This is a genomic window from Streptomyces sp. NPDC050617 (assembly GCF_040654795.1).
Classification (GTDB): domain Bacteria; phylum Actinomycetota; class Actinomycetes; order Streptomycetales; family Streptomycetaceae; genus Streptomyces.
Genome location: NZ_JBFAIS010000014.1, coordinates 207,712 through 229,843, shown reverse-complemented (window position 1 = coordinate 229,843; position 22,132 = coordinate 207,712). Strand labels below are relative to the sequence as shown.

General features: G+C 72.0%; 18 protein-coding genes. 5 read left to right on the top strand and 13 right to left on the bottom strand.

Annotated elements, in window-relative coordinates; translation table 11 throughout:
• Nucleotides 1-250 precede the first annotated feature (250 nt).
• The 9 genes from pssA to AB0I49_RS20415 all read right to left on the bottom strand — a co-directional run bounded on the left by pssA (nt 251) and on the right by AB0I49_RS20415 (nt 11,273).
• On the bottom strand, nt 251-1,126 hold the full coding sequence (gene pssA, locus AB0I49_RS20455; protein WP_363228413.1) for a CDP-diacylglycerol--serine O-phosphatidyltransferase: 876 nt from the start codon (nt 1,124-1,126) through the stop codon (nt 251-253).
• On the bottom strand, nt 1,113-1,760 hold the full coding sequence (locus tag AB0I49_RS20450; protein WP_363228412.1) for a phosphatidylserine decarboxylase: 648 nt from the start codon (nt 1,758-1,760) through the stop codon (nt 1,113-1,115). The genes pssA and AB0I49_RS20450 overlap by 14 nt, the downstream gene beginning before the upstream one ends.
• A 171-nt stretch (nt 1,761-1,931) precedes the next feature.
• The gene (locus tag AB0I49_RS20445) at nt 1,932-3,137 is read right to left on the bottom strand and encodes an acyl-CoA dehydrogenase family protein (RefSeq protein ID WP_363228411.1); all 1,206 of its coding nucleotides are present in this window, start codon (nt 3,135-3,137) and stop codon (nt 1,932-1,934) included.
• Nucleotides 3,138-3,139: 2 nt separating this feature from the next.
• Nucleotides 3,140-3,694 carry a MaoC family dehydratase gene (locus tag AB0I49_RS20440; protein WP_363228421.1) on the bottom strand — a complete coding sequence of 185 codons (555 nt, stop codon included), beginning with the start codon at nt 3,692-3,694 and terminating at the stop codon, nt 3,140-3,142.
• Nucleotides 3,695-3,699: 5 nt separating this feature from the next.
• Nucleotides 3,700-4,659 carry a CoA ester lyase gene (locus tag AB0I49_RS20435; protein ID WP_363228410.1) on the bottom strand — a complete coding sequence of 320 codons (960 nt, stop codon included), beginning with the start codon at nt 4,657-4,659 and terminating at the stop codon, nt 3,700-3,702.
• Nucleotides 4,656-6,668 (bottom strand): protein meaA, encoded by a 2,013-nt coding sequence (locus tag AB0I49_RS20430; RefSeq protein ID WP_363228409.1) that lies wholly within the window; start codon nt 6,666-6,668, stop codon nt 4,656-4,658. The genes AB0I49_RS20435 and AB0I49_RS20430 overlap by 4 nt, the downstream gene beginning before the upstream one ends.
• Nucleotides 6,669-6,742: 74 nt before the next feature.
• Nucleotides 6,743-8,080 carry a crotonyl-CoA carboxylase/reductase gene (gene ccrA / locus AB0I49_RS20425; protein ID WP_363228408.1) on the bottom strand — a complete coding sequence of 446 codons (1,338 nt, stop codon included), beginning with the start codon at nt 8,078-8,080 and terminating at the stop codon, nt 6,743-6,745.
• Between the two features lie 429 nt (nt 8,081-8,509).
• A complete protein-coding gene (locus tag AB0I49_RS20420) occupies nt 8,510-9,325 on the bottom strand; it encodes a TetR family transcriptional regulator (RefSeq protein WP_363228407.1) in 816 nt (271 codons plus the stop codon).
• Between the two features lie 112 nt (nt 9,326-9,437).
• Nucleotides 9,438-11,273 (bottom strand): 3-hydroxybutyryl-CoA dehydrogenase, encoded by a 1,836-nt coding sequence (locus AB0I49_RS20415; protein ID WP_363228406.1) that lies wholly within the window; start codon nt 11,271-11,273, stop codon nt 9,438-9,440.
• 294 nt (nt 11,274-11,567) lie between these two features.
• On the opposite strand from AB0I49_RS20415, the gene AB0I49_RS20410 reads away from it, so the two are divergent.
• Nucleotides 11,568-12,203: a HEAT repeat domain-containing protein gene (locus tag AB0I49_RS20410; protein WP_363228405.1), complete on the top strand. Its 636-nt coding sequence runs from the start codon at nt 11,568-11,570 to the stop codon at nt 12,201-12,203.
• On the opposite strand, the gene AB0I49_RS20405 is transcribed toward AB0I49_RS20410, so the two are convergent.
• The 3 genes from AB0I49_RS20405 to AB0I49_RS20395 form a co-directional block, all read right to left on the bottom strand.
• A complete protein-coding gene (locus tag AB0I49_RS20405) occupies nt 12,173-12,697 on the bottom strand; it encodes an N-acetyltransferase (protein WP_363228404.1) in 525 nt (174 codons plus the stop codon). The genes AB0I49_RS20410 and AB0I49_RS20405 overlap by 31 nt on opposite strands.
• A 60-nt stretch (nt 12,698-12,757) precedes the next feature.
• On the bottom strand, nt 12,758-13,156 hold the full coding sequence (locus AB0I49_RS20400; RefSeq protein ID WP_363228403.1) for a RidA family protein: 399 nt from the start codon (nt 13,154-13,156) through the stop codon (nt 12,758-12,760).
• Nucleotides 13,157-13,233: 77 nt separating this feature from the next.
• The gene (locus tag AB0I49_RS20395) at nt 13,234-14,262 is read right to left on the bottom strand and encodes an Rv2578c family radical SAM protein (protein ID WP_363228402.1); all 1,029 of its coding nucleotides are present in this window, start codon (nt 14,260-14,262) and stop codon (nt 13,234-13,236) included.
• Nucleotides 14,263-14,408: 146 nt separating this feature from the next.
• Between AB0I49_RS20395 and AB0I49_RS20390 the strand changes: the two genes are divergently transcribed.
• From AB0I49_RS20390 to AB0I49_RS20375, 4 genes are all read left to right on the top strand, one after another.
• Nucleotides 14,409-14,852 carry an SRPBCC family protein gene (locus AB0I49_RS20390; protein WP_363228401.1) on the top strand — a complete coding sequence of 148 codons (444 nt, stop codon included), beginning with the start codon at nt 14,409-14,411 and terminating at the stop codon, nt 14,850-14,852.
• A gap of 253 nt (nt 14,853-15,105) precedes the next feature.
• Nucleotides 15,106-17,529, top strand: coding sequence for an MFS transporter (locus AB0I49_RS20385; protein WP_363228400.1), 2,424 nt, complete (start codon nt 15,106-15,108; stop codon nt 17,527-17,529).
• 151 nt (nt 17,530-17,680) lie between these two features.
• The gene (locus AB0I49_RS20380) at nt 17,681-20,098 is read left to right on the top strand and encodes a SpoIIE family protein phosphatase (protein WP_363228399.1); all 2,418 of its coding nucleotides are present in this window, start codon (nt 17,681-17,683) and stop codon (nt 20,096-20,098) included.
• A 214-nt stretch (nt 20,099-20,312) separates the two neighbouring features.
• Nucleotides 20,313-21,035, top strand: coding sequence for a class I SAM-dependent methyltransferase (locus tag AB0I49_RS20375; protein WP_363228398.1), 723 nt, complete (start codon nt 20,313-20,315; stop codon nt 21,033-21,035).
• 77 nt (nt 21,036-21,112) lie between these two features.
• Here the strand turns inward: AB0I49_RS20375 and AB0I49_RS20370 are convergent, their stop codons facing one another.
• A complete protein-coding gene (locus tag AB0I49_RS20370) occupies nt 21,113-21,955 on the bottom strand; it encodes a fumarylacetoacetate hydrolase family protein (RefSeq protein WP_363228397.1) in 843 nt (280 codons plus the stop codon).
• Nucleotides 21,956-22,132 lie beyond the last annotated feature (177 nt).

Here is a 22,132-nt window from a genome sequence, read left to right as displayed (position 1 = left end):
ATCGAGCTTCTCGTTCTCCAGGACGTCGAGGACGGTGTTGCCGACGGCGGCCACCAGCGGGTCGGCGGCGTGCGTGGTGAAGAACAGAAACCCGCACCCATCCACCGGCAATACCGTCCCACCCAGCAGCCGCCTGCGACACCAGCCCCAGCCCCCGGCAGCAGAGAGCACCCCCCAGCCCCCCAGTCCCCCAACCCCAAAGGGCCCCGAGCTTCAGCGCTCGGGGCCCTTCAGAGGTACTGCGAGATGTCTACGGCAACTGCGTGGCGCGGGCCTCGCGGCGGTTGTCGCGGAAGGTGTTGACGCGGCGGGCCGTGGCGAAGAGCGGGATCACCGCGCCGAGGACGACCTGGAGGGCGCAGCCGGTCTGGAGGAGGAGTTCGCCGCCGGGGGCGTCGAAGGCCCAGGCGGCCAGCAGGCCCATGCTGAGGACGATCCAGCCGAGCATCGCGACGGCGAGGCGGCCGCGCGGCTTGGGGTACTCGACGCGGCTCACCATCAGCCAGGCCACCCCGACGATCGCGAGGAGCGTCGGCATGAACGGGAGCTCCAGGAGGACGATCGAGACGACCGTCAGCGCCCCGAAGGGGCTCGGCATGCCCTGGAAGATGCCGTCGCGCAGCTGTACGCACGAGAAGCGCGCGAGCCGGAGCACGACGGCCAGCAGGACCACGATCGCGGCGACCGCCGACACCCGCTGGTGCGCGTCGTCGGCGACCATGCCCCAGACGACCACGAAGTACGCGGGCGCCAGCCCGAAGCTGATCAGGTCGGACAGGTTGTCCAGCTCGGCCCCCATCGCCGAGCTGCGCAGCTTGCGCGCCACGAGCCCGTCGAAGAGGTCGAAGACCGAGGCGAGCAGGATCAGTATCACCGCCGTGGCCGCGCTGTGCCGGGCCATGCCGCCGTCCTCGTTGCCCGTCAGGTGCGGGATGAGGACGCCGGTGGTGGTGAAGTAGACGGCCATGAAGCCGCAGATGGCGTTGCCGAGGGTGAGGGTGTCCGCTATCGAGAGCCGGGTGGACAGGGGGATGTCCGCGACGTCGGCGTCGTCGTGCGCGGCGTCGGCGTCGTGGCCGGCCTCCGGGACCCAGGCCGCCTGTGTGTCGGGATCAATCACGGTCAAGGCGAGTCACCCCCGCCGTGGTCGCCTGGCCGACCTCGACCGCGGCCTCGATGCCCTCGGGGAGGTAGAGGTCGACGCGCGAACCGAAGCGGATCAGTCCGATCCGGTCGCCCTGCTCGACCTTGGTGCTCTGCGGCACGTACGGCACGATGCGGCGGGCCACGGCGCCGGCGATCTGGACCATCTCGATGTCGCCGAGCTCGGTGTCGAAGTGCCAGACGACGCGCTCGTTGTTCTCGCTCTCCTTGTTGAACGCCGGTACGTACCCGCCGGGGATGTGCTTGACGGAGCGCACCGTGCCGCCCATGGGGGCGCGGTTGACGTGGACGTTCAGGGGGCTCATGAAGATCGCGACGCGGGTGCGTCCGTCCTTCCACGGCATGATGCTCTGCACCACACCGTCGGCGGGGGACAGGACGCGGCCCTCGGGGATCTCGCGCTCGGGGTCACGGAAGAACCACAGCATTCCCGCCGCGAGCGCGGTGGTGGGTACGGCGAGCGCCGCCCAGCGTCCGGAGCGGCGGGCACGGGTGAGGCTGACCGCGGCCGTGGCGACGGTCGGGACGAGCCACGGCGAGGCCCCGCGCGCGAGGCGGACGCGGCCGCGAGGTGCAGAGGATTGGCTGTGGGGCATGGATGACCTTCGTAGCGGAGGATGCCGCGTAACAGAACGGGGGGACGGCGGCTTTCCGGGGATGCTATCGGTTGCGAGCGGCAACTGGGCAAGCGCCAGGGCCAGTCGGTGGCCGAACTCCGATGACGGGGTGTGATCTACTTCTCGTAGAAATCGCCCCATAAAGGACATTCATCCCTGGAATCGGTACTCTTCAAGTAGCCGACGACCAATGATCATTTTCTGGATCTCGGCGGTGCCTTCACCGATGAGCAGCATCGGGGCCTCGCGGTAGAGGCGCTCGATCTCGTACTCCTTGGAGAAGCCGTAGCCGCCGTGGATGCGGAAGGCGTCCTCGACCACCTCCTTGCAGTACTCGGAGGCCAGGTATTTGGCCATGCCGGCTTCGAGGTCGTTGCGCTGTCCCGAGTCCTTCTTGCGCGCCGCGTTCACCATCATCGCATGGGCCGCTTCGACTTTTGTCCCCATTTCGGCCAATTTGAACTGAATGGCCTGATGTTCGGCGATCGGTTTTCCGAAGGTGTGCCGCTGCTGTGCGTACGAGGCCCCCAACTCAAAGGCACGCTGCGCCACTCCGCACCCACGCGCCGCTACATTCACCCGCCCGACCTCGACGCCGTCCATCATCTGGTAAAAACCCCGCCCGGTGGCCCCGCCGAGCACGCGATCGGCCGGAACCCGCAGCCCGTCCATGATCAGCTCGGTGGTGTCGACGCCCTTGTAACCCATCTTGTCGATCTTGCCCGGAATGGTGAGACCCGGCTTGACCTGGCCGAACCCCGGCTCCTTCTCGACCAGGAACGTGGTCATCGACTTGTGCCGCGCGGTGCCTTCCGGGTGCCCCTCGTCCGTACGGCACAAAATCGCCACGAGCGAGGACGTGCCGCCGTTGGTGAGCCACATCTTCTGTCCTGTAAGGACATAGTCGTCGCCGTCCCGCGCGCCCTTGGATGTGATCGCCGACACATCCGAGCCGAGCGCCGGCTCGGACATCGAGAAGGCGCCGCGGATTTCCCCCGCCGCCATCTTTGGCAGGAAATAGTCCCTCTGCTCCTGGGTGCCGTGCTGTTTCAGCAGATAGGCGACGATGAAGTGGGTGTTCACGATCCCCGAGACGCTCATCCAGCCGCGCGAGATCTCCTCCACGCACAGCGCGTACGTGAGAAGGGACTCGCCCAGTCCGCCGTACTCCTCCGGAATCATCAGGCCGAACAGCCCCAGTTCGGTGAGGCCCTCGACGATCCGCGTCGGATATTCGTCGCGGTGCTCCAGTTCGGTCGCGACCGGCAGGATCTCTTTGTCGACGAAGTCACGTACGGTGGAGAGGATTTCCCGCTGGACATCGGTCAGGGAATCGGTCTGCGCGAGGCGTCCCATGGCTACTCCTCCACCTTCTTCGTCTGCTGAGCCGGCTGTGCCCGCTGTGCCTGCGGCATCTGGGGCCGGGGGCGGCCCGGCTGCTCACCGCCGCGTTCCTTCGTATACGTCTCGGTGGGCACCATCACCTTGCGCCGGAAAACGCAGACCACGGTGCCGTCCTGCTTGTAGCCCTTCGTCTCCACGTACACGATCCCGCGGTCGGACTTGGATTTTGACGGAATCTTGTCGAGCACCTCGGTCTCGCCGTAGACGGTGTCGCCGTGGAACGTCGGCGCCACATGCCGGAGCGACTCGACCTCCAGATTGGCGATGGCCTTGCCCGAGACGTCCGGCACGGACATGCCCAGCAGCAGCGAATAGATGTAGTTGCCGACGACGACGTTCTTGCCGAAATCCGTCGTGTGCTCCGCGTAATGGGCGTCCATATGGAGCGGGTGGTGGTTCATCGTGAGCAGACAGAAGAGGTGGTCGTCGTACTCCGTGACGGTCTTTCCCGGCCAGTGCCGGTAGACGTCGCCGACGGTGAACTCCTCGTAGGTGCGGCCGAACTGCATGGCGCTCACGCCTCCGGTGCTTCGAACTCGGTGGTGCGCCGCATCCCCGCGGCCCGGCCCTTGCCCGCGACGACCAGCGCCATCTTGCGGCTGGCCTCGTCGATCATCTCGTCGCCGAGCATCGCGGAGCCCTTCTTCCCGCCCCGCTCCGAGGTGTGCCACTCGTAGGCGTCGAGGATCAGCTCCGCCCGGTCGTAGTCCTCCTGCGAGGGCGAGAAGACCTCGTTGGCCGCCTCGACCTGGCCGGGGTGCAGCACCCACTTGCCGTCGTAGCCCAGCGCCGCCGCGCGCCCCGCGACCTCGCGGAAGGCGTCCACGTCGCGGATCTGGAGGTACGGGCCGTCGATGGCCTGGAGGTCGTGCGTACGGGCCGCCATGAGGATGCGCATCAGGATGTAGTGGTACGCGTCGGCCCCGTAGCCGGGCGGCTGCTGCCCGACGACCAGCGTCTTCATGTTGATGGACGCCATGAAGTCGGCCGGGCCGAAGACGATGGTCTCCAGCCGCGGCGAGGATCCGGCGATGTCGTCGACGTTCACCAGCCCCTTGGCGTTCTCGATCTGCGCCTCGATGCCGATCCGGCCGACCTCGAACCCCATCGTCTTCTCGATCTGGGTGAGCAGCAGATCGAGCGCCTGGACCTGCGCGGCGTCCTGCACCTTCGGCAGCATCACGCAGTCGAGGTTGTGGCCCGCGCCCTCGACGACCGTCACCACGTCGCGGTAAGTCCACTCGGTGGTCCAGTCGTTGACCCGTACGACCCTGGTCTTGCCCGTCCAGTCGCCCTTGTTGAGCGCGTCCACGATGGTGTGCCGGGCGCCTTCCTTGGCCAGCGGCGCGCACGCGTCCTCCAGGTCCAGGAAGACCTGGTCGGCGGCGAGGCCCTGGGCCTTCTCCAGGAAGCGCGGGTTGCTGCCCGGCACGGCCAGGCAGGAGCGGCGCGGACGCAGGCGGTTGACAGTCATGCGGGGACCTCCAGGGGGTCGAGCCTGTTCGCTTTCCGGATCTCGTCGACGATACGGCCGATGATCTCCGTGATTCCGAAGTCCTTCGGGGTGAAGACCGCCGCGACGCCGGCCGCGCGCAGGGCGTCGGCGTCCGCGGCGGGGATGATGCCGCCGACGACCACGGGCATGTCGTCGGCGCCGGTGCGGCGCAGCCGCGCCAGCACGTCGGGGACCTGCTCGGCGTGCGAGCCGGAGAGGATGGACAGTCCGACGCAGTGCACGTCCTCGGCGACGGCCGCCGAGACGATCTGCTCCGGGGTGAGCCGGATGCCCTGGTAGACCACCTCGAACCCGGCGTCGCGGGCCCGTACGGCGATCTGCTCGGCGCCGTTGGAGTGCCCGTCCAGGCCGGGCTTGCCGACCAGCAGCCGCAGCTTGCCGCAGCCCAGCTCCTCGGCGGTACGGGCCGCCTTCGCCCGTACGGCCGCGAGCGGGGTGCCGGGTTCCGCCGCGACCGCCAGGGGCGCGCCGCCGACGCCCGTGGGCGCGCGGAACTCGCCGAAGACGTCCCGCAGCGCCCAGGACCACTCGCCGGTCGTGACGCCCGCGCGGGCGCATTCGAGGGTGGCGGCGAAGAGGTTGTCGCTGCCCGCGGCGGTCTTCTTGAGCGCGGCCAGCGCGTCCTGGGCGCGGCCCTCGTCGCGCTCGTCGCGCCAGGCGCCCAGCGCGGCCACCACGCGCGCCTCGTTGGCCGGGTCGACGGTCATGATGGCGGTGTCGAGGTCGGCGGTGAGCGGGTTGGGCTCGGTGGACTCGTAGCTGTTGACGCCGACGATCAGCTCCTCGCCGGCCTCGATCCGCGCCCGCCGCTCGGCGTGCGAGGAGACGAGCTGGGATTTGAGGTAGCCGGACTCCACGGCGGCCATCGCGCCGCCCATCTCCTGGATGCGGGCGATCTCCGCCCGGCACTCGGTGACGAGCGCCGCGACCTTGGCCTCGATGACATGGGAGCCGGCGAAGATGTCCTCGTACTCCAGCAGGTCGCTCTCGTGGGCCAGGACCTGCTGGATGCGGAGCGACCACTGCTGGTCCCAGGGGCGGGGCAGGCCCAGCGCCTCGTTCCAGGCGGGGAGCTGCACGGCGCGGGCGCGGGCGTCCTTGGAGAGGGTGACGGCCAGCATCTCCAGCACGATGCGCTGGATGTTGTTCTCCGGCTGCGCCTCGGTCAGGCCGAGGGAGTTGACCTGGACGCCGTAGCGGAAGCGGCGCTGTTTGGCGTTCTCGATGCCGTACCGCTCGCGGGTGATCCCGTCCCAGACGCGGCCGAAGGCGCGCATCTTGCACATCTCCTCGATGAAGCGGACGCCCGCGTTCACGAAGAAGGAGATCCGGGCGACGACGTCGCCGAACCGCTCCGGGGCCACCTGCCCGGAGTCGCGCACGGCGTCCAGCACCGCGATGGCGGTGGACATCGCGTACGCGATCTCCTGTACGGGCGTGGCCCCGGCCTCCTGGAGGTGGTAACTACAGATGTTGATCGGGTTCCACTTGGGGATGCGGGCCACCGTGTACGCGATCATGTCGGTGGTCAGCCGGAGCGAGGGGCCGGGCGGGAAGACGTGCGTCCCGCGCGACAGGTACTCCTTGACGATGTCGTTCTGCGTGGTGCCGGAGAGCTGGGTGATGTCGGCGCCCTGCTCCTCGGCCACCACCTGATACATCGCCAGCAGCCACATCGCGGTCGCGTTGATGGTCATGGAGGTGTTCATCCGCTCCAGCGGGATGTCCTGGAACAGCCGCCGCATGTCGCCGAGATGGGAGACGGGGACCCCGACCCGGCCGACCTCGCCGCGCGCGAGGACGTGGTCGGGGTCGTAACCGGTCTGCGTCGGGAGGTCGAAGGCGACCGACAGGCCGGTCTGCCCCTTGGCGAGGTTGCGCCGGTAGAGCTCGTTGGACGCCTCGGCGGTGGAGTGCCCGGCGTACGTCCGCATCAGCCACGGACGATCCTTCTGACGCTCAGTCATGTACGTCTCTCAGCCGTCTCGTTCAGAAGTCGCGTTCAAGTGTCGCGTCCAGAAGCTGTGTTCACGCGGCTCGTTCAGACGTCGCGGAAGCGGTTGATGGCGTCGAGGTGGCGCTCGCGCAGCTCCGGGTCCGAGACGCCCATGCCCTCCTCGGGCGCGAGCGCGAGCACGCCGACCTTGCCCTGGTGGAGGTTGCGGTGCACGTCGTACGCCGCCTGCCCGGTCTCCTCCAGCGTGTACGTCCGCGACAGCGTCGGGTGGATCTTCCCCTTGGCGATCAGCCGGTTGGCCTCCCACGCCTCGCGGTAGTTGGCGAAGTGGGAGCCGATGATCCGCTTGAGCGACATCCACAGATAGCGGTTGTCGTACTCGTGGGTGTAGCCCGAGGTGGAGGCGCACGTGACGATGGTGCCGCCCTTGCGCGTGACGTACACGGACGCGCCGAAGGTCTCGCGGCCTGGGTGCTCGAAGACGATGTCCACGTCCTCACCGCCCGTCAGCTCCCGGATGCGCTTGCCGAACCGCTTCCACTCGCGCGGGTCCTGGTGGTGCTCGTCCTTCCAGAACCGGTACTCCTCGGCGGTGCGGTCGATGATCGCCTCCGCGCCCATCCGACGGCAGATCTCCGCCTTGCGCGGGCTGGAGACGACGCAGATCGGATTGGCGCCGCCGGCCAGCGCGAACTGCGTGGCATAGCTGCCGAGTCCGCCGCTCGCGCCCCAGATCAGGACGTTGTCGCCCTGCTTCATGCCCGCGCCGTTGCGCGAGACGAGCTGCCGGTAGGCGGTGGAGTTGACCAGCCCGGGGGAGGCCGCCTCCTCCCAGCTCAGATGCCGGGGCTTGGGCATCAGCTGGTTGGACTTGACGAGCGCGATCTCCGCGAGGCCGCCGAAGTTGGTCTCGAAGCCCCAGATGCGCTGCTCGGGGTCGAGCATCGTGTCGTTGTGGCCGTCGGAGGACTCCAGCTCCACGGAGAGGCAGTGCGCGACGACCTCGTCGCCGGGCCGCCAGGTGTTGACGCCGGGGCCGGTGCGCAGCACGACGCCGGCGAGGTCGGAGCCGATCACGTGGTACGGCAGGTCGTGCCGCCCGGCGAGGGGCGAGAGCCGTCCGTACCGCTCCAGAAACCCGAAGGTGGAGAGCGGTTCGAAGATCGAGGTCCAGACGGAGTTGTAGTTCACCGAGCTGGCCATGACGGCGACCAGGGCCTCGCCGGGGCCGAGCTCGGGCGTGGGCACGTCCTCGACGTGCAGGGACTTGCGGGGGTCCTTGTCCCGCGTGGCGAGGCCGGCGAACATCTCGGTCTCGTCCTTGTGCACGGTCACCGCGCGGTACGACTCGGGGATGGACAGGGCGGCGAAGTCCTCGCTCGTGCTGTCCGACGCGACGATGGCGTCCAGTAGCTGGTTCACGGTGTGCCTCCGGCGAAGCGCGTTGTCTTTCGAGGGAACGGCTTGAGGGGACGTCGGGGGAGATGCGGAATGGGATGCACGGGTGCAGAGGCGATGCCGTCGGTTCGGCGGTGTGCTGGTGCTCGGCGGTGCGCCCGGTCGGGCGCGGGGTGCCTGTGACGCAGGCGTCCGGGCGCACAGAGTGCTTGTGGGGACAGCCGGCACACGACGGTTGTGTCTGCGCGCCGGCCGCCCGGACACCTTCAAGGTATGACACCGGGTGCCAGTCGACAAGACACTCAGTGCCAAGAATTTCTCTCAGATGTCATCGACGGGGCACTAATGAGCAAAGCGTGGGGCGGGGAGGGCCCGGACGCAGCGGCGCCCGCCGCGGTGAGCGGCGGGCGTGAGAGCGCTTATAGAAGGGGCGTGAGAGCCCTTACAGGGGTGTCACTTCCGCTTGAGGGCCTTCTCGATGGTGCGCATGACCTCGTCCAGCGGCGCGTCCGTGCGCGCCACCGTCACCAGCACCTCGCCGTTCGTACGGGCCGCTGCCGCCGGCCGCTCGCCGCCCGGCCGGGCCCCGATGCCCGTGCCGAAGGTCTCCCGGACGATCCCGAAGGCGTGGTCGAGCTGCGCCTCCACGTCGCCGATCCCGCCCGCGCGCAGCCAGCGGCGCAGCACATGGTTGTGGGCGGTGACCACGGCGGAGGCCGCGACCTCGGCCAGCAGCGGATCGTCGTCGCCGACGTGGTGCGCGCCCTCGTCGAAGTGGCCCAGCAGATAGCGCGTGAAGAGCCGTTCGTAGCGGGCCACCGAGGCGATCTCGCGCTCCCGCAGGGCCGGCACCTCGCGGGTCAGCCGGTAGCGCTCCACGGACACGGCCGGGGAGGCCGCGTACATCCGCATGACCTCCTTGATGCCCCGGCACACGGTGTCCAGCGGGTTCTCGTGCGCGGGGGCGGCGTCCAGCACCGCCTCCGCCCGTACCAGGGTGTCGTCGTGGTCGGGGAAGATCGCCTCTTCCTTGGAGCGGAAGTGGCGGAAGAACGTCCGGCGGGCGACCCCCGCGGCGGCCGCGATCTCATCGACGGTCGTCGCCTCGTAGCCCTTCGTGGCGAACAACTCCATGGCGGCCGCGGCCAGTTTGCGGCGCATGGCGAGGCGCTGGGCCGCGGCGCGGCGGCTGCTCGCGCTCTCCGAGCCGTCAGCGGTCTCATGATTCGTCGAACGCAGCGTACGAGCGGACTTAACGGGCTGGGACATGTGGGGAACGTAACACGCGGCCGTATGCGAGTGCCGGGGCGGACTGCCGACCGGTTCGAGCAGCCCGCCCCACCCACCTTTCCCGTCGGGGGACCCGCCGTGCGCCCCGCCGTCAGCGGCGGGCATACTCGCGGAAGCCGCGCCCCGTCTTGCGCCCCAGACACCCCGCGGCGACCAGATGTTCCAGCAGCGGCGCGGGGGCCAGTCCCGGGTCGCGGAACTCGCGGTGCAGAACCTTCTCGATGGCCAGCGAGACATCGAGGCCGACCACGTCGAGGAGTTCGAAGGGCCCCATCGGATAGCCGCCGCCGAGCTTCATCGCGGCGTCGATGTCGTCCAGCGTCGCGTAGTGCTCCTGCACCATCTTGATCGCGTTGTTGAGGTACGGGAACAGCAGCGCGTTGACGATGAACCCCGCCCGGTCGCCGCAGTCCACCGGGTGCTTGCGGACCCGCGCGCATGCCTCGCGGACGGTGGCGTGGGCGTCGTCGGCGGTCAGGACCGTACGGACCACCTCGACGAGCTTCATGGCCGGGGCCGGGTTGAAGAAGTGCATGCCGACCACGTCCCGCGGGCGCGACGTGGCGCGGGCGCAGGCGATGACGGGCAGCGAGGAGGTGGTCGTCGCGAGCACCGCGCCGGCCTTGCAGACCTTGTCGAGCGCGGCGAACACCTCCTGCTTGACCGTCAGGTCCTCGGCGACCGCCTCGATGGCGAGGTCCGCGTCCGCGAGGGCGTCCAGGGTCGCGGCGGGGGCGATCGCGGCCAGCGCCGCGTCCCGGGCCGCGGCGGTCAGCCGCCCCTTGTCGACCGAGCGGCCGAGCGACTTCGCGATCCGGGCCGTCGCCGCCGCGGCCTTCTCCGGGGAGCGGGCGACGAGCACGACGGGACAGCCGGCCTTGGCGAAGACCTCGGCGATGCCGGAGGCCATGGTGCCCGAGCCGACGACGCCCACCGAGCGCACCTCGCGGCCGGTCGCGGGGCCGGACGCGGCGCCGGCCGGGGAGGCGGAGTCCGGGACGGTACGGGCGCTGCCCGGCGCCTCGTACGTGTAGAAGCCGCGGCCGGACTTGCGGCCGGTCAGCCCGGCCTCGGCGAGCTGGCCCAGGATCGGGGCCGGCGCGTGCAGCCGGTCGTGCGAGGCGCTGTACATCGCCTCCAGGACCGTACGGGCCGTGTCCACGCCGATCAGGTCGAGCAGCGCGAGCGGGCCCATCGGCAGGCCGCAGCCCAGCTTCATGGCCGCGTCGATGTCCTCGCGGGACGCGTATCGGGACTCGTACATGGCGGCGGCCTGGTTGAGGTAGCCGAACAGCAACCCGTCCGCGACGAAGCCGGGCCGGTCGCCGACCGCGACGGGCTCCTTGCCCAGCTCGCGGGCGAGAGCCGTGACGGCGGCGACGGCGGCGGGCGCGGTCAGCACACTGGAGACCACCTCGACCAGTTTCATGGCCGGGGCCGGGTTGAAGAAGTGCAGCCCCAGGACGCGTTCGGGGCGGGCCGAGTCCGCGGCGAGCCGGGTCACCGAGAGCGCGTTGGTACCGGTGGCGAGGATGGTGTCCGGCCGGACCAGGGCGTCGAGGGCGGTGAAGACCTCGTGCTTGAGCGCGTACTCCTCCGGTACGACCTCGATGACCAGGTCGGCGTCGGCCGCGCTACGCAGATCGGCGCAGGTGCGGAAGCGGGAGAGGAGGGCCCTGCGTGCGGGTTCGGTGAAACGCTCGCGCTCGACGGCACGGGCGGTGGAGGCTTCGAGGGACGCCACGGCCCGCGCGGCCGCCGCGTCGCTGACGTCGATCCCGACGACCTCACGGCCGGCGCGGGCGAGGACTTCGGCGATGCCGCAGCCCATGGTGCCGAGGCCGACGACGGCGATCTTGCGCAGTGGGCGCACGGCGGGCGCGGGGGAGATGGGGGAGGAGGGATCAGGGGTGGACAGACGGTCCATCGCGAGACTCCAGGGAGAGTTCCCCGACAGCAGGGGGGAAGTGACGACTGAGGAGTTTCCGGGTACGCGCAAAGTGCGCCCGGAGAAAGGGAGTTGAGCGATCGGCGGGGCTCTGTCCCGGAGCCGTGCCGTACTGGGGTGCCGAACCGACTGCACGCCGTGGCGGCTGCGTCACCAGGCCGCCCGAGCAGGAGTGCTGCTCTCCTTTGGAGGTTAACTCACGGGTAACCGAGGCCGCCAGTGGTCGGCACGCGAATTACGCTGTGGCACGGGCCACTCGGGGAGGAGCGGGAAATGGAAGAGGAATTCCGTGCGCTGCTGGAACGAGTATGGGGACAGCTGGGCTCCCCGGCGGAGGTGAGGGCCTACCAGGGCGTGCTCGACCTGCTGCGCGACCACCGCCCCGCCGAGCACCGGGAAGACCTCGCGCGCATACTCGTCGAGCCCGGACGCCCCCTGTGGGCGCGCGAGATCGCCGCCTACGCGCTGGGCGTACGCGGCGACCGGCGCGCGTTCGAGCCGCTGGTCATGCTCCTCAACTACCGCGACCCGGTCAGCTGCGCCTGCGCCGCCCGCGCCCTCGCCCGGCTCCGCGACCCCCGCACCGCGCGCGCCGCCGCCGCCCTCGCCACCAATGAGCTGCGCACCGCCTACGCCCTGTACCCCATCCGGCTGCTCACCGAGCTCCGCGCGCCCGAGTCCGTACCCGCCCTGCTGGCCACCTTGAACCGGCTGCTGGCCGCGCCCGACCACTACTGGCCGATCGCGCGCGCCTGTGTCGAGGGGCTGGGCGCGCTCGGCGACCGGAGCGCCATGGAGTCCCTGACGGCGGCCCGCCGCCACGAGCGGCTGCGGCCGGCTGCCGACGAGGCCCTGGCCCAGCTCTCGGGCCAGGCCACTCAGAACGTGCGCCCCACCTCCAGCGCGTAACGCACCTCCGGCACCGGCGCCCCGGCCACCTCGTACTCCTCTTCACCGCCGTCCGCCGCGAAACCGGCGCGCTCGTAGAAGCGGCGGGCACGGGCGTTGTCCCGCACCACCCACAGCAGCAGCCGCGAGAAATCCCGCTCGGCGGCGCCCGCGAGCGAGGCGGCGGTCAGCGCGCGCCCGATCCCGGTGCCGATCAGCTCGGGCCGCACATAGAGCGCGTACAACTCCCCGTCGCCCGGCGCCGCGTCCTCGTCCCGCGACGCCCCGAAGCACGCCCAGCCCACGACGGCGCCGGCGTCCTCCGCCACGAGATTCGTCACGGCCCCGCCGGCGCGCGCGAAGAACTCCTGCCGCCGCTCGGCGTCCTCGCGCACGCTCAGCCCGTCGAGATACCCCCGCGGCATGATCCCGGCGTACGCGAACCGCCACCCCCGCACCCGTATCCGCGCCACCGCGTCGATGTCCCCGGCCGTCATCTCCCGCACCCGCACCATGCGCGGCACGCTAACCGCGCACCGCGCCCGCCGCCACGGAGTTACTCGCCGCGCTCGCCGCTACTCGCCCACCAGCGCGAACGCCTCGATCTCCAGCAGCAGGTCCGGCCGGGCCAGCGCGGAGACCTGCACGGCGGAGCAGGCCGGCGGGCGGGTCATGTCCAGGACATCGTCGCGGGCGGCCCGGATGGCGGGGAGGAACGCGATGTCCGTGACGAAGAAGGTCATCTTCATCACGTCGGCGAAGGTCGCGCCCGCCTCGGCGAGGCACCGCCCGAGATTGGCGAAGACCTGCCGGGCCTGCGCCTCGGCATCGCCCTCGCCGACCAGCGCGCCGTCGGCGTCGAGCGCTATCTGCCCGGCCACGGCGACGAAGCGGCCGGTGCCCCAGACGACGTGGCTGTAGCCGTTGCCGGGCGCCAGGCCCTCGGGCACCGGCGAGTGGTGGAGCTGGGTCATGCGGAGGCTCCTTTCAGAGCTGCGGAGCTGCGGAGCTGCCGAGCTTCAGGGCTTCGGAGCTGAAGAGCTGCGGAGCTTCAGAGCAAGGTCAACTGCGTGTGTTCGGGGGCGAGCGTAGGCGATTCGGGCGGCTCCGGGACGCGGCGGTGGGCGCCGGGGGCGTACGGGCCGATGCCGGCCTCGGCCGCGTACTCGTGCACCTGGCGGGTGATCCGGCGCTGATACCACTTCGGGGCGTACGCGCCGCCCGCGTACATCGACTCGTACCGGCGGACCAGATGCGGATGGTGCTCGGCCAGCCAGGCCATGAACCACTCGCGGGCCCCGGGGCGCAGATGCAGCGCGAGCGGGGTGACGGAGGTCGCGCCGGCCGCCGCGACGGCCCGCACGGTGGCGCGCAGCTGCTGCGGCGAGTCGCCGAGGAAGGGGATGACCGGCGCCATCAGCACCCCGCACGCGATGCCGTGGTCGGTCAGCGTACGGACGGCGGCGAGCCGGCGCTCGGGGGCGGGCGTGCCGGGCTCGACGGTGCGCCACAGCGCGCTGTCGAGGAAGCCGACCGAGACGGAGACGCCGACCTCGGTGACGCGGGCCGCCCGCCGCAGCTGCTCCAGATCGCGGAGGATCAGGGTCCCCTTGGTGAGGATCGAGAACGGGTTGGCGCGCTCGGTGAGCGCGTCGATGATCCCCGGCATCAGCCGGTAGCGGCCCTCCGCGCGCTGGTAGCAGTCGACGTTGGTGCCCATGGCGATGTGCTCGCCGCGCCACCGGGCGGCGGCGAGCTCGCGCCGGAGCAGCTCCGGCGCGTTGACCTTGACGACGATCTGGGAGTCGAAGCCGGCGCCCGTGTCGAGGTCGAGATAGCTGTGGGTCTTGCGCGCGAAGCAGTAGACGCACGCGTGCGAACAGCCCCGGTAGGGGTTCACGGTCCATTCGAACGGCATCCGGGAGGCCCCCGGCACCCGGTTCACGATCGAACGGGCCCGTATCTCGTGGAAGGTGATGCCGCGGAATTCCGGGGTGTCGAACGTGCGGGTCACCGAGTCCGTACCGAAGAGCGCCGGAGCGGCGCCCCCGGCGTCGCCGGTCAGGTTGGTCCAGCGCATGGCACCTCCTCGTATCGTCCTCCTTCGAATTAGAACATACGTTCCCTTCGATGGCGGTGGCCCCGGATTTGGGCGGGTGTGGCGATGGTGGTTGGCTGTGGCGCACAGGCCGGGTACGGCACGGACACGACGTCGGAGGAAGAGTCATGGGCCAGGTCGAGGCCACCACGGAGCGGATCATCGCGGCGGACCCGGAGGAGGTGTTCGACGCGCTCGCCGACTACACCGGCACCCGTGCCAAGCTGCTGCCCGAGCACTTCAGCGAGTACGAGGTGCGCGAGGGCGGCGACGGCAAGGGCACGCTCGTCCACTGGAAGCTCCAGGCCACCAGCAAGCGGGTCCGCGACTGCCTGCTGGAGGTGGACGAGCCGACCGACGGGCAGCTCGTCGAGAAGGACCGCAACTCCTCCATGGTCACCACCTGGACCGTGACCCCCTCCGGGGAGGGCAAGGCCCGTGTGGTCGCCACCACCACCTGGAACGGCGCGGGCGGCATCGGCGGTTTCTTCGAGCGCACCTTCGCGCCCAAGGGGCTCGGCCGGATCTACGACGCGATCCTCGTGCGGCTCGCCGACGAGGTGGAGAAGTAGCCGCGGCCCCCGGAGGCGCTTGGCCGGCGGCCGCCGGAAGGCGGCCGTGACGGCCCGCTCGCGGGCTCACCGATTCGAGTGGTTTTCATAGCGGCGCGGCAACGCGCCGCAGCCGCTCCTACCGGCCCGAAGGCCCTCCGCGCGCCCCTCCCCGGCGACTCGTCGTGCTTGCCCGCGCTTGCCCAAGTCCGTTGTGAAATGCGAGAACTTCGGCAACGAGGCGGCGGCGCAGGCGCGATGAGGGGAGCAGCACGTGGGCGGGACCATCTGGGCGGCGAAGGACGAACACCTCCTCGCACCCGAGACCGGGCCCGCGAGCCCACCCTCCGAGCACCGCCCGCCCGCGGCGAACGACCGCGGCGGCCCGGTCCGCGCGCGGCTCGCCCGCGCCGCCCTCCTCGCCGCGCTGCTGCTCACCGCGGCCCTCGCCGCGCTCGACCAGAGCCTCACGGCCGCCGCGCTGCCCGACGTCGCCCGCGACCTGCGCGGCGGCCCCGCCGTCCCCTGGGCCGTCACGGCCCACCTCCTGGCCTGCGCCGCCGCCCTGCCCGTAGCCGGCAAGCTCGGCGACCTCCTCGGCCGCAAACGCGTCCTCGTCCTCGCGCTCGCCGTCTTCACTGCCGCGAGCGCGCTGGCCGGCTGGTCCCGGACCGCGCAGGAGCTGACCGGCTTCCGCGCCCTCCAGGGCATCGGCGCCGGCGGACTGCTCGCCGCCGTCCCCGCGGTCCTGGCCGACCTCGTGCCGCCGCGCCGCCGCGGCCGCTGGTACGCACTGCTCGGCGCGGTCACGGGAGCGGCCCTCGTCGCGGGCCCCGCGCTCGGCGAGCGCCTCGTCGAACACGCCTCCTGGCGCTGGTGCTTCCTCCTCGGCGCCCCCGCCGGCCTCTGCGCCCTCGCCGTCGTCGCCCTCGCCCTCAAGCTGCCCCGGCCCGACCGGCGGCCCCGGCCCGACCTCCTCGGCGCCCTGCTGCTCGCCGCCGCCTCCGGCTGCCTGATCCTCCTGGCCCTCCGGGGCGGCACGGAGCACGCCTGGACCTCCCGCGTCACCCTCGGGCTCGGCGCGGGAGCCCTCGGCACGCTGCTGCTGTTCGCCGTCACCGAGCACTACGCCGCCGAACCGCTGCTCCCCCCGCGCCTCCTGCGCGACCCGGCCTTCGCCGCCGCCGGGCTCCTCAGCGCGCTCCTCGGCGCCGCGCTCGCGGCGGCTGCCGCGCTCCCCGCGTATCTCCAGGACACCCGACTCCAGGACGGCCACAGTCTCGGCGCCGCCGGGGCCGCCGAACTGCTGCTGCCGCTCCTGGGCGGCACCGCCCTCGCCGCCCTCGCCGCGGGGTGGGTCGCCGACCGCACCGGCCGCCACCGGCCCCTCGCCGCACTCGGCGCCGCCCTCCTCGCGACCGGCGCCTATCTGCTCTCCGGCCTCGACGCGACCACCTCCCGCACCGCCCTCGGCCTCTGGACGGCCGTGCTCGGCCTCGGTCTCGGGCTGCTGCTGCCGGTCCTGACGCTCGCCGCGCAGAGCGCCGCGCGCCCCGCCGACCTCGGCGCCGCCACCGGCGCCGTGCACCACCTGAGGCTGCTCGGCGGCTGCCTCGGCGCGGCCCTCGCCGCCTCGGTGTTCACCAGCCGGCTCCCCGGCCCGCCGCACCGCACCGGCCTGCCGCCCCTCGACTCCATCACCCCGCGACTGCTGCACGCACTCCCCGCCGAACTGCGCGACGGCTGCCTGCGGGCGTACACCGAGGCCGTGCCGCGGACCTTCCTCCACCTCGTGCCGGTCCTCGCCCTCGGCTGCCTGCTCGCCTTCCTGCTGAAGGAGCGGCCCCCGGCGTCCGAGGCCCCGACGCTCTCCACCACGCCCGGCGCCGTCCCGCCGCCCCGGCCCGCCGTCGCCCCGCCCGCGCCCGCCCCCCTGCTCACCGGAGTGGCCGTCACCGGCACCATCCGCCGCTCCGACGGCGGCGCCGTGCCGCGCGCCGCGCTCACCCTCATCGACGCGACGGGCCGGCAGATCGGGCGCGGCACGAGCGACGCGGACGGGCGGTACGCGCTCGCGGCCCCCGGCCCCGGCTCGTACGTCCTGGTCGCCGTCGCCGGGCGGCACCAGCCGCGGGCGGTGACCGTCGCCGTCGCCGAACGCCCCGTCGCGCTGGACCTCATGCTCGGCGGAGCCGGACGGCTGGCGGGCACGGTGCTGACCGCCGACGGCTCGCCCGCCCCGGAGGCGCTGGTGACCCTGACCGATGCGTACGGCGAGGCCGTCGCCACGACCCGCAGCGGCCGCGACGGCGGCTACACCCTGGCCGAACTGCCCGCCGGGGAGTACACATTGGCCGCCGGAGCGCCCGGATTCCGCCCCGCCGCCCTCCCGGTGACCGTCCAGCCGTCCCGTGAGACGCGCCAGGACATCGAGTTGGCGGGCGGCGCCGTGCTGCGCGGGACCGTACGGGCGGGCGGCGGGCGGCTCGTGGAGGAGGCCAGGGTCACGCTGCTGGACTCCGCGGGCAACGTCGTCGGCGCCGCCATGACGGGCGGCGACGGAATCTTCCGGTTCATCGGCCTGCCGGCCGGCGAGTACACCGTCATCGCGGCCGGATACCCGCCCGTCGCAACGGTTCTGCAGGTCACGAGCGGCGGCCGCACCGAGCGCGATCTTCAGCTCGGGTACGGGGACTGAACGCCCGGCGTCCCCGGGGCGGAGCACGCAGCGTCCCGGGAGCGCCGGGCGCACCACCTATTCGCCCATTGCCCCGCGCGGCGGCCTCGCGGGGCCTACCGTGGTAGTGCTGGCGCAGATCGTGCGTACGTGTACGAAGGAGCAACCGCCCATGGACCGTACCGCGTCAGGCTCCGCCCTGGAGACGGCGGCAGACGTGCCCGGACGGATCCCGCTCGCGGTGATCGTCGTGGACTCCGCACGCCTCGTGACGCACTGGAGCTCAGGGGCGCGCAAGCTCTTCGGCTACACCCGCGAGGAGGCGGTGGGCCGGGCGGCCGCCGATCTGCTGCCCGTGGCGGGCGCGTTCGCCGACGCCGACTGGCCGGACCCCGACACGTACGACAGCCTCGGCCAGGACCTCGACGCCTCGCTCGGCGGCGAGACGTCCTACCCCACCGCGGGCCGCGCCCGGATGACCGACGACGGGCGCGGGCCCGCGGACGTCGTGTGGTGGGCCTACCCGCTGGTCGGGCCGGGGACCGAGCGGCTGCTCGTACTGGCCGCGAACGCCGCGCAGCTGCACAGCACCGAGGACGAGCGCGTCGCGCCGGGCTTCGGCCTGCACACGGACTTCGCGAAGGCGCGGCAGCTCGCCGAGCGGCTGCCGGACATCCTGCCCAATATGGGGCCCGCCGCGAGCAGCCGCATCGTCTCCCAGGTCCTCGAACTCGGCTACCCGGTACTGGAGATCAGCCAGCAGGAGCGGGTGCCCGTCACCCCGGACTGGGGCATGCCCAAGTACGTAGAGCGTCGCCGCCGGCGTCTCGCAAGAGGGGACGAGCGGAATGGTGCGTCCCACGGGCCGTCAGCATCCGTCTCCCCGATCGCCATTGATGAGCCGGATCTCGAATACGCCGCCGTGCGCGAGCACTTGGAGTTCCTCAACGACGTCAGCGGGCGCATCGGCAGCTCGCTGGACCTCGCCCGTACGATCCGCGAGGTCACCAGCGCCGCCGTGCCCCGCTTCACCGACTTCGCCGGCACCCACCTGCGGGCGGCGGTCCTCGCGGGCGAGGGGTTCCCCGACGGGCCGCCCGACGTCACGACCGTCTGGCACCGGGTCTGGGTCGAGCACAACGACGAGCCGGGCCGCTGGGACGACACCGTGCCGGTCGGCGAGGCCATCGCCTTCCCCGCCGACACCCCGTTCTTCCGGTGCATGGTCACCGGCGAGCCGGTGCTGATCCCGCGCATCAGCGAGGAGATGGGCAGCCGGATCTCCGAACGGTTCGAGAAGCGGGACCTGCGGCCGCTGATCACCGGCCGGTCGATGCTGGTCGTACCGCTCAAGGCGCGCAATGTGGTGCTCGGCTTCATGGTGCTGATGCGCCGCGACGGGCGCGAGATCTTCAACGACATGGACCGCACGACCGGCGCCGAACTCGCCGCCCGCGCCGGGCTCGTGCTCGACAACGCCCGCATGTACACCTACCAGGAGAACGTCGCGGAGACGCTCCAGGACTCCATGCTGCCGCAGATCGCCCCGCGCATGGCGGGCTGCGACGCCGCCACCCGCTATCTGCCGGGCACGCTGCTCGGCCGGGTGGGCGGCGACTGGTTCGACAGCATCAAACTGTCCGGCTCGCGCACCGCCTTCGTCGTCGGCGACGTCATGGGGCACGGCCTCAACTCGGCGGCGATGATGGGGCAGTTGCGCACCGCCGTGCAGACCATGGCGGCGCTCGACCTGCCGCCCGCCCAGCTGATGCGCAACCTCGACGACCTCGCGCAGCGGCTCGGCGAGCACTACCTCGCCACCTGCCTGTACGCGGTCTACGACCCCATCCGCTCCGAACTCCTCATCTCCAACGCGGGCCACATCCCGCCCGTGCTCGTACGGGCCGCCGACGGCCGCAGCGAGCTCCTGGAACTGCCGACCGGCGCGCCCATCGGCGTCGGCGGGGTGCCCTTCGAGACGGCGAAGGTCCGCGTCGAGCCCGGCGACCGGCTCGTCCTGTGCACGGACGGGCTGGTCGAGGTGCGCGGCGCGGACATCGGGGACGGCCTCGCCGCCCTGTGCGAGTCGGCCGCCCACCCGGCGGCCTCCATGGACGACGCCTGCGACACCATCATCCGCGCCCTGAACACGCGCGGCGGGCGCAAGGACGACGTGGCGCTGCTGATGGCCCGGCTCAACGGCATCCCGGCCGACGACGTCGCCGAGTGGGAGCTGGCGACGGAGCCGCAAGAGGTGGGCCGCGCCCGGCGGCTGGTCGGCGGGCAACTGCGCGCGTGGGGGCTCGACGAGGCCGTCGAGACCGCCGAACTGCTCGTCAGCGAGCTCGTCACCAACGCCCTGCGGTACGCGCACGCCCCGCGGATCGGCCTCCGGCTGGTCCGCAGCGACGCGCTGCTCTGCGAGGTCACCGACGACGACCAGAGTCTCCCGGCGCTGCTGACGGCGGGCCGCGACGACGAGTTCGGGCGCGGGCTGCACGTGGTGAGCGGGCTGGCGCGGGAGTGGGGCGCGAGCCGGCTGGCGCGGGGCAAGACGGTGTGGTTCGAGCAGGCGCTGGGCCGGGGCTGAGCGGGCGGTCGAGGCCCGGGCGGCGGAGAGTTTGAGCGCCATCGGACCCCCGAATGTCCGGCGGATCGGCTGGAGAATCTCGGAACGCCCGGTGAAAGAAGTCCGCAAGTCCTTGCCCGGCTCCGTGCCGCGGCGGTACTCAGGATCTTGACGGTTCGTCGCGCCCGCCGGGCCCGGCGGCCCAGCAGACCGATCGGACCTGGGGAGTGCGGCCATGAGCGTGTCGGACCGGTACAAAGACGCCTGGGAGAGCTACTGGAGCGACGTCTCCGACGCCCCCGGCGCGGCGATGTGGGACGCGGAGCCGGCGCTCAGCGCGGAGCCGCACCTGGCGCTGCTGGAGCCCTACACGGACCGTACGCTGCCGGTCGTCGACCTCGGCTGCGGCAGCGGCACCCAGACCCGCTATCTGGCGACCCGCTACCCCCGCGCCGTCGGCGTGGACCTCTCGCACGCGGCCGTCGAGCACGCCCGCCGCGCGGACCCGGCCGGGACGGCCGAGTTCGAGCAGCTCAACCTGGTGGACGCGGCGGCGGTGCGGGCGCTGCACGAGCGGCTGGGCGACGCGGACGTCTATATGCGCGCGGTGATCCACCAGAGCGACCCCCAGGACCGCGCGCCGGTCGCCGCGGCCGTCGCCGCCCTGATCGGCCGGGGCGGGCGCGCCTTCGTCGCCGAGCTGACCAAGGCGTCCCGGACGGTGATCAGCGAGGTGGCCCAGGCCCCCGGCGGCCCGCCGCCGAAGCTGGAAGCGGTCCTCTCGCACGGCCTGCGCCCGGCCGAGGCCGAGGACCGCGAGGTGTCGGACCTGCTGGAGGGGGCGGGGCTGGAGATCCTCGCCCAGGGCGCGACGACGCTGCCGCAGACGGAGTTCCGTTCGGACGGCACCCGGATCGACCTGCCGGCGGAGTGGTTCGTGGTGCGCGGGAGGGCGTGAGGCGGAGGGTTTGTACGGGCGTACGGGCGCGGGTCGCCGGGTGTGCGTGGCGGCCCGCGCCCTCGCGCGTCCGGGTCTCAGCCCGTGAAGCGCTGGCGCAGTTCGCCGATGCCCTCGATGGTGGTGACGAGCTCGTCGCCGGGCGCCAGCCACCGCTGCGGGGTGCGGCCGAGGCCGACCCCGGCGGGGGTGCCGGTGAAGATGGCGTCGCCGGGCAGCAGCGGGAGCACGGCGGAGAGCCGGGAGACGAGGGCGGGGACGGAGTAGATGAGGTCGCGGGTGTGGCCCTTCTGGACCTCTTCGCCGTTGATGGCGCAGCGCAGTTCGAGGTCGTCGGGGTTGTCGAACTCGTCGACGGTCACCAGTGAGGGGCCGAGCGGGGCGAAGCCGGGGAAGGATTTCCCGAGGCTGAACTGCGGTGCGGGACCGGCGAGTTGGCTGACGCGCTCGGAAATGTCCTGACCGGCCGTCAGTCCCGCGACGTAGTCCCAGGCGTCGGCCTCGGCGACGTGACGGGCCTCGCGGCCGATGACGGCGACCAGTTCGACCTCCCAGTCCGTGTGGCCGCCCGGCGGCAGTGCCACCTCGGTGACGGGCCCCGAGATGCTGGTGGCGAACTTGGTGAAGACCGGCGGCAGCCCGTCGGGCGCCTCGAACCCCGACTCGGCCGCGTGGTCACGGTAGTTGAGGCCGACGGCCAGTACCTGACGGGGGGCCGGCACGGGGGAGCCGAGGTCCTGCGGCGAGAAGGGGACGCCGCCGGTGAGGTCGGCGGTCGCGGCCCAGTCGCGGAACTCCGCCCAGCGCCCGTACACGGCCTGGGGGTCGGCGGCGAACAGGCCGCCGCCGGCCCGCTCCACGTCGACGGCCTTCCCCTCGTGCAGCAGGACGAGACGGCCGGAGAGGTTGGCGATACGCACGGGACGGCTCCTTGGGGCTGGGCGCGACGGGCTGACCGCCGACCGGATCGTCAATCATCATGATGATTAGGGCGATACTCGCTCCGGTGCGCCCCCGCCGTCAAGGGGCGGCCAGGGCGACGCCTGTGACACGCGCCGACGCCCGCCCCGCACCCGACGGCGATGGGGGAAGCAAGG